Source organism: Pseudomonas sp. 20-5, from assembly GCF_056782835.1.
Genome location: NZ_CM165584.1, coordinates 965,457 through 978,041 on the forward strand (window position 1 = coordinate 965,457; position 12,585 = coordinate 978,041).

Annotated in this window: 13 protein-coding genes; 8 read left to right on the forward strand and 5 right to left on the reverse strand. The window is 67.8% G+C overall.

Translation table 11 applies throughout. The features are described 5' to 3' along the window. Positions 1-10 precede the first annotated feature (10 nt). From thiL to AC1RB9_RS04570, 7 genes are all read left to right on the forward strand, one after another. A complete protein-coding gene (thiL, locus tag AC1RB9_RS04540) occupies positions 11-979 on the forward strand; it encodes a thiamine-phosphate kinase (protein ID WP_003454180.1) in 969 nt (322 codons plus the stop codon). Then, on the forward strand, positions 972-1,487 hold the full coding sequence (locus AC1RB9_RS04545) for a phosphatidylglycerophosphatase A family protein (protein ID WP_003093304.1): 516 nt from the start codon (positions 972-974) through the stop codon (positions 1,485-1,487). The genes thiL and AC1RB9_RS04545 overlap by 8 nt, the downstream gene beginning before the upstream one ends. An 8-nt stretch (positions 1,488-1,495) precedes the next feature. Continuing rightward, positions 1,496-2,242, forward strand: coding sequence for a substrate-binding periplasmic protein (locus AC1RB9_RS04550; protein ID WP_003102821.1), 747 nt, complete (start codon positions 1,496-1,498; stop codon positions 2,240-2,242). Between the two features lie 2 nt (positions 2,243-2,244). Next, positions 2,245-2,889 carry a TIGR02281 family clan AA aspartic protease gene (locus tag AC1RB9_RS04555; RefSeq protein WP_003093301.1) on the forward strand — a complete coding sequence of 215 codons (645 nt, stop codon included), beginning with the start codon at positions 2,245-2,247 and terminating at the stop codon, positions 2,887-2,889. Between the two features lie 130 nt (positions 2,890-3,019). Beyond that, positions 3,020-3,637, forward strand: a complete 618-nt coding sequence (gene ribA, locus AC1RB9_RS04560; protein WP_003110510.1) for a GTP cyclohydrolase II — start codon at positions 3,020-3,022, stop codon at positions 3,635-3,637. Then, a complete protein-coding gene (locus AC1RB9_RS04565) occupies positions 3,634-4,053 on the forward strand; it encodes a hypothetical protein (protein WP_003102818.1) in 420 nt (139 codons plus the stop codon). The genes ribA and AC1RB9_RS04565 overlap by 4 nt, the downstream gene beginning before the upstream one ends. Further along, positions 4,053-4,850 (forward strand): cobalamin-binding protein, encoded by a 798-nt coding sequence (locus AC1RB9_RS04570; protein WP_003102817.1) that lies wholly within the window; start codon positions 4,053-4,055, stop codon positions 4,848-4,850. Before AC1RB9_RS04565 ends, AC1RB9_RS04570 begins: the two co-directional genes overlap by 1 nt. Before the next feature lie 237 nt (positions 4,851-5,087). Here AC1RB9_RS04570 and dxs read toward each other — a convergent pair whose 3' ends face one another. From dxs to AC1RB9_RS04585, 3 genes are all read right to left on the reverse strand, one after another. After that, positions 5,088-6,971 carry a 1-deoxy-D-xylulose-5-phosphate synthase gene (dxs, locus tag AC1RB9_RS04575; RefSeq protein WP_003102816.1) on the reverse strand — a complete coding sequence of 628 codons (1,884 nt, stop codon included), beginning with the start codon at positions 6,969-6,971 and terminating at the stop codon, positions 5,088-5,090. A gap of 108 nt (positions 6,972-7,079) precedes the next feature. Further along, positions 7,080-7,967 (reverse strand): polyprenyl synthetase family protein, encoded by an 888-nt coding sequence (locus AC1RB9_RS04580; protein WP_003093289.1) that lies wholly within the window; start codon positions 7,965-7,967, stop codon positions 7,080-7,082. Continuing rightward, the gene (locus AC1RB9_RS04585) at positions 7,964-8,206 is read right to left on the reverse strand and encodes an exodeoxyribonuclease VII small subunit (protein ID WP_003093283.1); all 243 of its coding nucleotides are present in this window, start codon (positions 8,204-8,206) and stop codon (positions 7,964-7,966) included. The genes AC1RB9_RS04580 and AC1RB9_RS04585 overlap by 4 nt, the downstream gene beginning before the upstream one ends. A gap of 157 nt (positions 8,207-8,363) precedes the next feature. Here AC1RB9_RS04585 and AC1RB9_RS04590 point away from each other — a divergent pair, with 157 nt between their 5' ends. After that, positions 8,364-9,533: a mandelate racemase/muconate lactonizing enzyme family protein gene (locus AC1RB9_RS04590; protein ID WP_003121961.1), complete on the forward strand. Its 1,170-nt coding sequence runs from the start codon at positions 8,364-8,366 to the stop codon at positions 9,531-9,533. Between the two features lie 231 nt (positions 9,534-9,764). On the opposite strand, the gene AC1RB9_RS04595 is transcribed toward AC1RB9_RS04590, so the two are convergent. Beyond that, complete coding sequence (locus AC1RB9_RS04595) at positions 9,765-10,772, reverse strand: DUF4340 domain-containing protein (RefSeq protein ID WP_003454178.1); 1,008 nt, start codon at positions 10,770-10,772, stop codon at positions 9,765-9,767. Position 10,773: 1 nt separating this feature from the next. Beyond that, positions 10,774-12,576, reverse strand: a complete 1,803-nt coding sequence (locus tag AC1RB9_RS04600; RefSeq protein WP_003454172.1) for a GldG family protein — start codon at positions 12,574-12,576, stop codon at positions 10,774-10,776. Between the last annotated feature and the right edge of the window lie 9 nt (positions 12,577-12,585).

A 12,585-nucleotide genomic window follows, 5' to 3' on the forward strand; every position in this document is an offset into this window, starting at 1 on the left:
CGGCGGCGTCATGGGTGAGTTCGAGCTGATCCGCCGCTTCTTCGCCGCGGCCGCCTGTGCGGCGCCGGCGGCGGACGTGGCCCTCGGCATCGGCGACGACTGCGCCCTGCTGGCGCCGCCAGCCGGCGAACAACTGGCGGTCTCCACCGATACCCTGGTGGAAGGCGTGCATTTTCCCGCCGGTTGCGACCCTTTCCTTCTTGCCCAGCGCGCCCTGGCGGTCTCCGCCAGCGACCTGGCGGCGATGGGCGCCGCGCCCCTGGCCTTCACCCTGGCCCTGACCTTGCCGCAGGCCGACGCCGAGTGGTTGCAGGGCTTCGCCCGCGGCCTCGACGCCATGGCCCGGCAGTGCGGCCTGGCCCTGGTCGGCGGCGACACCACGCGCGGCCCGCTGAGCATGACCCTGACCGTATTCGGCAGGGTGCCGGCCGGCCAGGCGCTGACCCGCGCCGGTGCGCGCCCGGGCGACCTGCTCTGCGTCGGGGGCCCGCTCGGCGAGGCTGGAGCGGCGCTGGAACTGGTGCTGGAGCGAAGATCGGCGCCCGCCGAGGTGGCCGAACCGCTGCTGGCGCGCTACTGGACGCCGGCCCCGCAATTCGGTCTGGGCCTCGCCCTGCGCGGCAAGGCCAGCGCCGCCCTGGACATCTCCGACGGGCTGCTCGCCGACTGCGGGCATATCGCCCGCGCTTCCGGCGTTGCCCTGTTGGTCGAATGCCAGCGCTTGCAGGCAAGCGCCGCGTTGAGCGGCCTGCTCGCCGGCGAGGAAGCCTTGCGCCAGCAACTGGCCGCCGGCGACGACTACGTGCTGGTTTTCACCCTGCCGCCTGAGTACCTTGGCGAGATTCGCGCCGCGTGGCCGGCCACGGCCGTCATCGGCCGGGTCGAGGCGGGACAGGGGGTGCACCTGCTCGACGCCGACGGAAAGGAACTCATACCGGCCGCGGCCGGTTACCAACATTTCGGAACCCAACGTGACTGAGCATCCTGATCAGGCGCCGGCGCAGCCGGTGCCGCCGTCGGTCTGGCGCAATCCCTGGCATTTCCTCGCCTTCGGCTTCGGCTCCGGCACCCTGCCCAAGGCGCCGGGCACCTGGGGGTCGCTGGTGGCCATCCCGTTCATCCCGCTGTGGCAGATGCTGCCGGACTGGGGCTACTGGCTGATGCTGGGAGTGACCATGCTGTTCGGCTTCTGGCTGTGCGGCAAGGTCGCCGACGACCTGCGCGTGCACGACCACGAAGGCATCGTCTGGGACGAGATGGTCGGCATGTGGATAACCCTCTGGCTGGTGCCGGAGGGCTGGTGGTGGCTGCTGATCGGCTTCGTCGTGTTCCGCATCGTGGATATTCTCAAGCCCTGGCCGATCAGTTGGGTGGACCGCAACGTGCACGGCGGCGTCGGGATCATGCTCGACGACGTCCTGGCCGGGGTATTCGCCTGGCTGGTCATGCAGGGTCTAGTCTGGGGATGGGTACACTGGCTGGTCTGAGGCCTCCCATGCGTCTGCTCGTCCTGTTCTGCTGCCTGTGGCTGCTGCCCGGCGTCGCTTCCGCCGCCCCCTCCGTGGGCGAGATCCGCGTGGTCAGCGAAACCTGGACGCGCTACACCCAGGAGGACGGTCGCGGGGTGGCCTGGGACCTGTTGCGGGCCGTCTACGAGCCGGCCGGGGTACGCCTGCGGATCGCCAACGAGCCCTATACCCGGGCGGTCGGCCTGGTCCTGCGCGGCGAGGCCGACGCCTGGGTCGGCGCCTACCGCGGGGAAATCGACGAAGCGCTTTATCCTCGCTGGCCCTATGACGTCGATCCGATCGCCGTGCTTTCCCTGAAAGACAATCCGCCGCCGCCACTGGAGGGCCTGAGCCGGTTCCGCCTGTCATGGATGCGTGGCTACGCCTTCGCCCGCTATTTCCCTACCCTGACCCCGCACAGCGAGTTGCAGCGCCGCACCTCGGCGCTGCCGATGCTGCTCAACCACCGGGTCGACTATTTCATCGATTCGCGTCCGGAACTCGAGGAAATGCTCGCAGGGGCCGGAGCGCTGGCGGCTGAGTACCGCATCACCGACGTCACTCGGTTGCCGCTGTATCTTGGCTTCTCCGATTCCCCCAGGGGCCGTGAGCTGCTGGCGCTGTTCGACCGGCGCATGCGGCAGTTGCATGCCAGCGGCGAGCTGGAGCGGATCTTCGCCCGCTGGAACTGGCCCTATGCGCCGTTGAAGGCAATCCTGCCACCCAAGGAGTGATCATGCTGCGGCTGTGCGTCGCCCTGTTTTCCAGCGTTCTCGCGTTGTCCTCGCTGGCCGCGCCCCAGGTGTTCGTGGTCGGCCTGTTCCCCGGCGCGGCGGTACTCAACGTCGATGGCCAGCGCAAGCTGGTCAGGGTCGGCCAGACCGGCCCGCAGGGCGTCCAGGTGGTCAGCGCCGACAGCCGCAAGGCGGTGCTGCGGATCGACGGCGTCGAGCGCACCTACGAACTGAGCCGCGAATACAACGAGGCAGGCTATTCGGCGCCGCAGCGGCAAAGCTTCAGCATCGCCCGCGGTACGGGCGGGCACTATTGGGTGGCTGGCTCGGTGAACGGGCAGAACATGCAGTTCCTGGTGGATACCGGCGCCACCAGCATCGCCATGAACGAGAACGAGGCGCGCCGCCTGGGTATCGATTACCGGGTGGACGGCAAGCCGATGGTCGCCTCCACTGCCAGCGGAACCTCGCGCGGCTGGCGGGTGACCCTGGACCGGGTGAAGATCGGCGGTATCGAGTTGCTGGGTGTCGAGGCGGCGGTGATCGAGGGTGGCTATCCGACCGAAGCCCTGCTCGGCATGAGTTTCCTCAACCGGGTGCGTTGGCGCGAGGAACAGGGAATGCTGCTTATCGAGGCCAAGCATTGAATGTCGCTCGCTCATAACCCGGGGTTCTATTCATCGTCCATCTCGATAGGTATTTGCGGCATTTCGAGCTGACCGGGCGCCGGACGCTGCTGGTACAATGGCGGACTTCCGTTTCCCTAGGAGTTCCCCGGTGTCCGTCGTGTTCGTCGCCGCCTCCAAACTGCCGACTCCCTTCGGCGAATTCACCATGCATGGTTTCCTCGACGAGGAGAGCGGCAAGGAACATGTAGCCCTGAGCATGGGCGACATCGCCGATGGCGCGCCGGTGCTTGGTCGCCTGCATTCCGAATGCCTGACCGGCGACGCGCTGTTCAGCCTGCGCTGCGATTGCGGTTTCCAGCTGGAAGGCGCGCTTGCCGCCATCGCCGAGGAGGGCCGCGGCGTGCTCCTCTACCTGCGCCAGGAAGGTCGCGGCATCGGCCTGCTGAACAAGATCCGTGCCTATGAATTGCAGGATGGCGGTGCCGACACCGTCGAGGCGAACCTGCAACTGGGTTTTGGCGCCGACCAGCGCGACTACGCCATGTGCCAGCCGATGCTCGCGCACCTGGGCGTCTCCTCCCTGCGCCTGATGACCAACAATCCGCGCAAGGTCAAGGCGCTGGAAAGCTACGCCATCACCGTGGCGGAGCGCGTGCCGCTGCAAAAGGGCCTGAACAAGCACAACAGGCGCTACCTGGCGACCAAGGCCGGCAAGCTCGGGCACATGCTCGGCAGCCTGCACCAGGGCGAGGCGGAAACCACGTGAGTCGCCAGCAAGCCCGCGGCGCGCTGGGACGTGCCTGGTGGTTGCAACTGGCGTTGGCGCTGTTGCCGCTGATCCTGGTCGAGTTCTTCCTCGGCGAACTGCAACCCCTTCCCCATGGCCTGGCGATGCCGCTGTTCATCGCCGCGCTGCTGTCGATGTTCGTCAACCTGCCGCTGTTCGGTGCCTACAAGCGTGGTCTCATCGCCACCCAGAAAGCGCTGGATACGGCGGAGGAAGCCGCCGCCTGGACCCGTCTGGCGCAGGTGCGCCGCAAGGCCCTGTTCGGCGCCAGCCTGCCGGCCTGGATCGGCGTGCCGGGTGTGTTCGCCGGGCTCAACGGCGTTGCGCTGATCCTGCTCGGGGTCACCAGCCTGGTGCTGTTCTGGCTCTACCGTATTCCGCGTCAACTCGGTTGATGCGCTCGTTCTGGCTGCTCGCCTGCCTGCTCCTCAGCCTTTCCGCCGGGGCGGCGCAGCGGGTGGTCAGCCTGGCGCCTTCGCTGACCGACAGCGTCCTCGAACTCGGCGCAGCGCGCCGCCTGGTCGGCGTGCTGGATGGCGGCGAGCGTCCGGCGGCGATTGGCGACCTGCCTTCCGTCGGCCGCTACGGCCAGGTCAATCTCGAACGCCTGCTGGAACTGCAGCCCGACCTGATCCTGGTCTGGCCCGGCAGCGTGCCCGAGGCGCAGTTGCAGCGCCTGCGGGACTTCGGCATCGCCCTCTTCATCGCCGAACCGCACAGCCTCGACGAACTGGCCCTGCAACTGGCTGCGCTGGGCGAGGCATTGGGCGAGGCCGAGGCCGGCCAGCGGTTGTCGGCCAGGTTCCGCGAAGGCATGCGGCGCCTGGCCGAGCGCTACCGGCGGGACAAGCCGCTGAAAGTGTTCTACCAGGTCTGGGACCGGCCGCTGTACACCATTGGCGGACGCCAGGTGATCAGCGATGCGCTGCGCGTCTGCGGCGCCGAGAACCTATTCGGCGACCTGCCGCAGCCGGCGCCGCAGGTCAGCGTCGAGGCGGTTCTGGCGCGCGATCCGGCGGTCATCGTCGCCGGCAGTCACGCCCAGCTCGAACTCTGGCGGCAATGGCCGGCGCTGGCGGCGACGCGGCGCGGACAGCTGTACCGGATCGAAGACAAGAACCTCGAGCGGCCGAGCTTCGCCATGCTGGCGGCGACCGAGAAACTCTGCCGCTCGCTCGCCGGGGCGCGCTGAATGCTTGCCGGTATCGCGCGCTGTATCGGCGGATAACGCCGGCGGCGTTGTTCGCCCTACGGCAATTGGGGGGGAGGGCGAATAACCGCAACGCGGTTATCGCTGCCAGTCGGCGGGGCATGTCGGTATGGTGGTGTATCGGCGGATAACGCCGGTGGCGTTATTCGCCCTACGGCAATTGGGGGGTAGGGCGAATAACCGCAACGCGGTTATCCGCCGTTGTCGCTGGGTTTGGCGCTACTGCCGGTCGAGACGCTGGCGTACTGCCTTTTCGATGCCCGCGGCATCCAGGCCGCATTCGGCGAGCATCTCGCTGGGCTTGGCGTGTTCGACGTAGTAGTCGGGCAGGCCCAGTTGCAGCAGCGGGACTTCGAGGCCCTCGCTGGCGAGGAACTCGCCGACCGCCGAGCCGGCGCCGCCCATCACGGCGTTTTCCTCGATGGTCACCAGCAGTTCGTGGCTGCCCGCCAATTCGCGTACCAGGGCTTCGTCGAGGGGTTTGACGAAACGCATGTCGACGACCGTGGCGTCGAGGCTTTCGGCGACCTTCATCGCCTCCGCCAACTGCACGCCGAAGACCAGCAGTGCGACCCTGCCGCCGCGCCGACGGACCACGCCCTTGCCGATCTCCACCGGTTGCAGGTCCGGATCGATCGGATGGTTGGGGCCGCTGCCGCGCGGATAGCGCACCGCGGCCGGGCCATCGAACAGGTAGCCGGTGGTGAGCAGCTTGCGCAGCTCGTCCTCGTCGCTGGGGGTCATCACCAGCATGCCGGGGATGCAGCGCAGGTAGGAGATGTCGAAGCTACCGGCGTGGGTCGGGCCGTCCTCGCCGACCAGGCCGGCGCGGTCGATGGCGAACAGCACGTCGAGGTGCTGCACGGCGACGTCATGGATCAACTGGTCGTAGGCGCGCTGGAGGAAGGTCGAGTAGATCGCTACCACCGGCTTCATGCCCTCGCAGGCCATGCCGGCGGCCAGGGTCACGGCATGCTGTTCGGCGATGGCGACGTCGAAGTAGCGTTCCGGATAACGTTCGCTGAAGGCCACCAGGTCGGAACCTTCCTTCATCGCCGGGGTGATGCCGAGCAGGCGCGCGTCCTGGGCGGCCATGTCGCACAGCCACTGGCCGAAGACGCTGGAATACTTGGGTCCGCCGGTCTTCTTCGGCGCACTGCCGGGAGCTTCCAGCTTGGTGATCGCGTGGTAGCCGATCGGATCCAGTTCGGCCGGGGCGAAGCCCTTGCCTTTCTTGGTCACCACATGGAGGAACTGCGGGCCCTTCATGTCGCGCATGTTGCGCAGGGTAGCCACCAGGGTCGGCAGGTCGTGGCCGTCGATCGGGCCGATGTAATTCCAGCCGAGCTCCTCGAACAGGGTGCCGGGGACCAGCATGCCCTTGGCGTATTCCTCGGTGCGCCGGGCGATCTCCCAGGCCCCGGGCAGGCGCGAGAGCACCTTCTTGCTGCCCTCGCGCATGCTGCTATAGGTGCGGCTGGAGAGGATCTTCGCCAGGTAGTTGGAGAGCCCGCCGACGTTGTGCGAGATCGACATGTCGTTGTCGTTGAGGATCACCAGCATGTCGGCGTCGACTTCCGAGGCGTGGTTGAGTGCCTCGAAGGCCATGCCGGCGGTCAGCGCACCGTCGCCGATCACGGCCACCGACTTACGCTCCTTGCCTTGCAGGCGGGCGGCGATGGCCATGCCCAGGGCGGCGCTGATGGAGGTGCTGGAGTGGCCGACGCCGAAGGTGTCGTACTCGCTCTCTGCGCGGCGCGGGAAGGCCGCCAGGCCGTTCTTCTGGCGCAGGGTGCCCATCAGCTCGCGGCGTTCGGTGAGGATCTTGTGCGGATAGGCCTGGTGGCCGACGTCCCAGACCAGGCGGTCGTCCGGAGTGTCGAAGACGTAATGCAGGGCGATGGTCAGCTCGACCACGCCGAGGCCGGCGCCGAAATGACCGCCGGTCTGGCCGACGGTATACAGCAGGTACTGGCGCAGCTCGTCGGCCAGGGTTTCCAGGTCCGCCTCGCCCAGCCGGCGCAGTTCGGCCGGCGAAGAGGCGCGGTCGAGCAGGGGCGTGGCGGGGCGCTCGCGGGGAATCTCATGGAGCGTCTTGGGCATCAGGCTGTCGTTATGCAATCCGGAGAGGCCAGCAGTTTACCTGATGCACCGGCCGCGCCCAAGCAAGGGAGCCCCTACCTTTGCCGGGGACTTCCGACGACCCGTCGGTCAGTTGCGTCGCTCGACGATGTAGCGGGCCAGTTGGCGCAGCGGGTCGGCGCTCGGCGGAAAACCGTCGAGGGCGGCCAGGGCCAGGTCGCGCAGCTCCAGGGCATAGCCTTTGGCGGCCTCCAGGCCGAGCAGGGCGGGATAGGTCGGCTTGTTGTGCGCCTGGTCCTTGCCCTGGGTCTTGCCGAGGGTGGCGGTGTCGCTTTCCACGTCGAGGATGTCGTCCTGCACCTGGAAGGCCAGGCCGATCGCTTCGGCGTAGCGTTCCAGGGCGGCCAGCGCGGCGGGCTCGGCGCGACCGCTGGCGAGGGCGCCGAGGCGCACGCTGGCTTCGATCAGCGCGCCGGTCTTGTGCCGGTGCATGACTTCCAGGGCCGCCTGGTCGAGGGCCACGCCGACCGAGCCGAGGTCGATCGCCTGGCCGCCGACCATGCCGGCGGAGCCTGCGGCGCGCGCCAGGCGGGTGAGCATTTCCAGACAGACGGCATGTTCCTGCGGATTGCGCCGGGTGTCGGCGAGCACTTCGAAGGCCAGCGCCTGCAAGCCGTCGGCGGCGAGGATCGCGGTGGCTTCGTCGAAGGCCCGGTGGGTGGTCGGCTGGCCACGGCGCAGGTCGTCGTCGTCCATCGCCGGCAGGTCGTCGTGGACCAGCGAGTAGGCATGGATCAGCTCCACTGCGCAGGCCGCGGCGTCGGCGCGCTGCGGCGCACCGCCGAGGGCCTCGCAGGCGGCGTAGGCGAGCAGCGGGCGAACCCGCTTGCCACCGTTCATCACGCTGTAGCGCATGGCCTCGTAGAGGCGTTGCAGTTCTTCGCGGGGAGCGACGAACAGGGCGTCCAGGGCGGCATCGACGCGCGCCTGGCAGCGCGCCTGGTAGGCCGCGATCATGCCTCGTCGCCTTCCGCATCGAACGGCGCTTCGCTGAGCTCGCCGTCGCGTTCGAGGAGGATCTGTACCTTCTGTTCGGCCTGGCTCAGCGACGTCTGGCATTCGCGGGTCAAGCGGATGCCCTGCTCGAAGGCGCCCAGCGACTCTTCCAGCGACAGCTCGCCGCTTTCCAGGCGTTCCACCAGGGTTTGCAGCTCGGTGAGGGACTGTTCGAAATCGAGGGTTTTCTTGCGGGCCATCGGGGGAGTCTCGGCGAGGTGTACAAAACCCCGCGACACTAGCAGAGGGGCGGGGGCCGGGCAAATCGGCGGAAGGTCGCTACGACCGATCGGGACGACCATGGCGGCGGCATTGGCTAAGGTGGAGAGAGGTCCAGCGAGGAGGAGCCGACAGGCGATGCGCATCCAGGAGGTCCGGGAACGCAGTATTCCCCTTTCCCGTTACGCCGGCGTGGCGGCTGCCACCGGTGGTTTGAGCACCAGCCTGGTGGCGGTGCTCACCGATACCGTGCGCGACGGTCGGCGTGTGGTCGGCTACGGCCACGCCTCGGTAGGGCGCTACGCCCAGGGCGGGCTGATCCGCGAGCGTTTCGCCCCGCGCCTGCTGGGGGCTCCGGCGGACAGCCTGGCGAGCGACGACGGCAGTGGCATCGATCCGTTGCGAGCCTGGGACCTGATGATGCGCGATGAGAAGCCCGGCGGCCACGGCGAACGCTGCGTCGCGGTGGGCGCCCTGGACATGGCGCTGTGGGATGCCGCGGCCAAGGCCGCCGGCCTGCCGCTGCATCGCTTCCTGGCGCGACGCCTGGGGCTGGCGGAAGACTATCCGCAGCGCGTACCGGTCTACGCCGGCGGCGGCTACCCCTATCCGCACGACGACCTGGGACGCCTGGAAGAGGAACTGCGGCGCTTCGTCGATCTCGGCTACACCCACGCCAAGATCAAGATCGGCGCGGCCGGGCTGGACCAGGACCGGCGCCGTATCGACAGGGCGCTGCGGGTTCTCGGCGACGCTTCGCGGCTGGCGGTCGACGCGATGAACCGCTACGACGCGGAGGGCGCGGTCGACGCAGCGAAAGCCCTGGCGCCGCTGGGGTTGTGGTGGTTCGAGGACATCTGCGACCCCCACGATTTCCCTACCCAGGCCGAAGTGGCGGATATCTATCCGGGGCCCATCGGTGCCGGCGAGGCCTTGTTCTCCCTGGCCGAGGCTCGCTTGCTGGATCTCTATGGCGGCTTGCGGCGGGAGCGCGACGTGCTGGTGTTCGACCCCGTGCATTGCTATGGCCTGCCGGGCTACCTGGCGATACTCGACCACCTGTGCGCCCGGGGTTGGCCGCGCGCGGCCTTCCGCCCGCACGCCGGCTACCTGTTCAGCCTGCACTTGGTGGCGGCCCTGCGCCTGGGTTGGGCCGAGGCTACGCCGTCGGCTTTCCGGCCATTCGACGATTTCGCCGGTGCCCTGCCGTTTTCCTCGGGATTGGCGGGATTGCCACAATCGCCTGGTATCGGCTTCGAGCGCCAGGCGACACTTGCCGGGCTGTTCCGCAAGCTTCTGGAGGCCTAGAGAACGGTGATTGGCTGGGGTTGTGCGGAGGCATTAAAAAAGCCGGCTTGTGGCCGGCTTTTCTGGGGTGGGGTTGGCTTACTTCTGATAAGCCGCGCCTGCCTTAGGAATTCTGCATCGACGAGCCGAGGGCTCGTGAAGGAAGCGCTACTCTAGCAAACTCGGCCAGTCCTGCCCAGCATCCCGCGGGGCTCTATTTCGCCGGCTGCGAGCGGCGCCTGGCGAGAGCGCTCAGCACTTGGGCGACGAGGGCTTGGCCGGCTTGCTTTGCTTCACCGGCGATGCCTTGGGTGGCTGGGGCGCGGGAGCGGTATCCGGACTCAGACCCTCCACGCGGTAGCGCCAACCCTTGACGGCTGAGACCTGCCCGTCGGCGAAGCCCTTGCTGTCGGTCAGTTGCAACCAGTACTGGCGCTCCAGTTCCAGAAGCTGGCCCTGCAGCGTGCCGCCGGCGAAACTCTTGAGCGTGAAGGTCAGCAGCGGTTTTTGCCGCGTGGCCTTGGCCGGCGCGACCTCCAGCAGCCTGAGCGCAGCGAACAGGCGTGCGGCCTGCTCGGCTTCCGCCTCGCCCATCAACTGTGGCCTGGATGGGAACTGTCGCAGGCGGATGCCATCGTCCTTTTCACTGGCTCGGGAAATGTTCAGCCGTACGCCGTTGCCATAGGACAGGGTCAGTTCGCGCAACTGTTCGAATGGCAGGTCGGTCAACCGAGGGTCGAGCAGGGCCAGGTCGTTGACCGGCAGGCCGACCGTTCGGTCGATCAGCCAGGCCCCCTCATCGTCGGCCTGCCTGACCAACTGCCCGCCCTGCGAGGTGCGCTTGCCCAGCAACAGGACCAGCGGCGGCGCGTCGCCGCGCTCCAGGGTGATCCGGCTGGCCTGGCCCTTGCCCTGGTCGGAGAGTCCCATGCGTTCGCGGTTTTCCGGCGAGGCGCTCTTTTCCTCCAGCAGGCGCGCGTCGGCCAGGCTGCGCAACAGCTGCCGGATGGTTTCCCCCGAGGCGGGATAGCCGTCCTTGCTGGCGAGCGTCCAGTCCTTGCCATCGCGCCTGGCGCGGATCGTCGGTTGGCCGGGGGTGGCGATGCACAGCGCGGTCACCTGGTGCGGTTTCAGCCCTGGCAGCCAGGCGCGGCTCGCAGGCGGTTGCGCGGGCGGTTGCTGCCGTTCGTGGAGCCAGCCCAAGATTCCGGCGAACAGCGCCAGGGCGAGAGCGAGTCCCGCTACGTTACGCAGGCGCATGTCAGCCCCTCCTCCGGCGCATGCTGCGCCAGCTCCAATGCAGCAGGAGGAACAGGGTGAGCAGTGCCGGCAGCAGGACCGTATTGGCCAGTTTCACCTGTTCCCCCAGGCGCTCGACATCGGCATTCAGCTGGAACTGCAATTGACGCAGTTGCTGGCGGATGCGCAATTTGTCATCGATGAAGCGGCGCAGCGTCGCTTCCATTTCCGGAGTCACCTCCTGGTCGCCGGCGTCCATCGATTGCTGCAAGGTGCGCAGGTTCCTGTCGGTGTCGTTGAGGCTTTGCTGCAGCGCGTTGAGCTGTTCCTGGGCGCGCAGCCCGGCCTCGCGGCGGAGCGCTTCCACGCGGGTGAACGGGCGCTTCGTATGGCCTCGCGAGCGCAGGTCGATCAGCGCGTCCGAACCGGAGAGGTAGTCGAGGGCATTGCCGACGAACAGGTCGTTGTCCGCCCATACCTGCGGCTCGTTGTGGCCGGGCTGTTCCTGGAGCCAGAGCGGATTGCTCAGCAGGTCCGTATCGGCGACCAACAGCACATGGATGTTCGCGCTGTCGCTCAGGCCTTCGCCTTGCTTCCCGCGGTCCGCAGGGAAGGCACTCGTCGCCGGCCCCTCGACCTTGGCGGCCAGCACGTAGCGTTCCCCGGTCGGGACCAGGGTGGCGTTGAGCTGCTCCGTCGAGGATTGGCGGAAGCGTTCCAGCGACAGCGGCATGCTGTGCGCCGAGCTGTGCAGCAACGGAATGAAGCGCGTCGAGGCTCCGCCGAGAGGTTCGAGCAGGCCGACGCTGGCGAGGTTGAGGCTTTCCAGGCCGGTGGTCAGCACGTTGTCGTGGGGGAACGTGTCGCCGGGGAGGTGTAGCCAGGTCGGATTGCGCTCCGGACGACGTTCGGCGTTGGGCTTGATCATGGCGAACGAGGCATCCGCCAGCAGGGTATCCGGCCGCAACTGGACGCCCCAGGAGCGCAGCAACGGGGCCAGGTCGGAGCTTTTCCCGCCGTCTGCATCGGCGAGACTCAGAGGGTCGACGAAGGCCAGCAGCTTGCCGCCGCGCAGGACAAACTGGTCGATGGCGTATTGGGTCTGTTCGGACAATTGCCTGGGGTGCACCAGCATCAACACCGAGACGTCGGCGGGGATTTCCGTCGAAGCGAGCCCCAGGGTGCGGATGTCGAACTGTTGGTAGAGCTTGTCCATCATCGCCCAGGGCCTGCTGCCCGGCTGCCCGTCGGTGGGCGCCTGCCCGGTCATCGACAGCGAGCTCATCAGGCCGACTACCGTGCGTTCCCGCTGTGCGAGTGCCTGGACCAGGCGGCTGAGATCGTATTCCAGAAGCGGCTCTTCTTCCGGCGAGAAGAACGGGATCACCTGGAGGCCGTCGGTCGGGTTGGTGGCCGCCAGGCCAAAGTAGATGGCTTCGCCATTCGGGCCGATGGGCGGCGCCTGCAGGCCGAAGCGCGCGGCACGGTCCTCGTCGTCGGAGAATGGCAGGGGATCGATCACGAACAATCGGACATTGCCGTGGCTCCGCCGTGCATAGAGGTCCAGCACTTCCTCGACGCGGCGGGCGTAGTTGCGCAGGGCGGGCAGGTCACTGGCGCGGCTTTTCGAAAAGAACAGGTAGAGGTTGAGCGGTTCGTCGAGACTGTCGAGGACTTCCTGGGTGCCGGCGCTGAAGGTGTAGAGCTTCTGCTGGGTGAGGTCGAACTGCTGGTCGCGCAGCAGCAGGCTGGACAGCAGGTTGAAAGCGAGGAACAGCAGGCCGACCAGCAGCAGGCCGACGCCCGAGTACAGGGTTCGTTTCATGGATGTTTC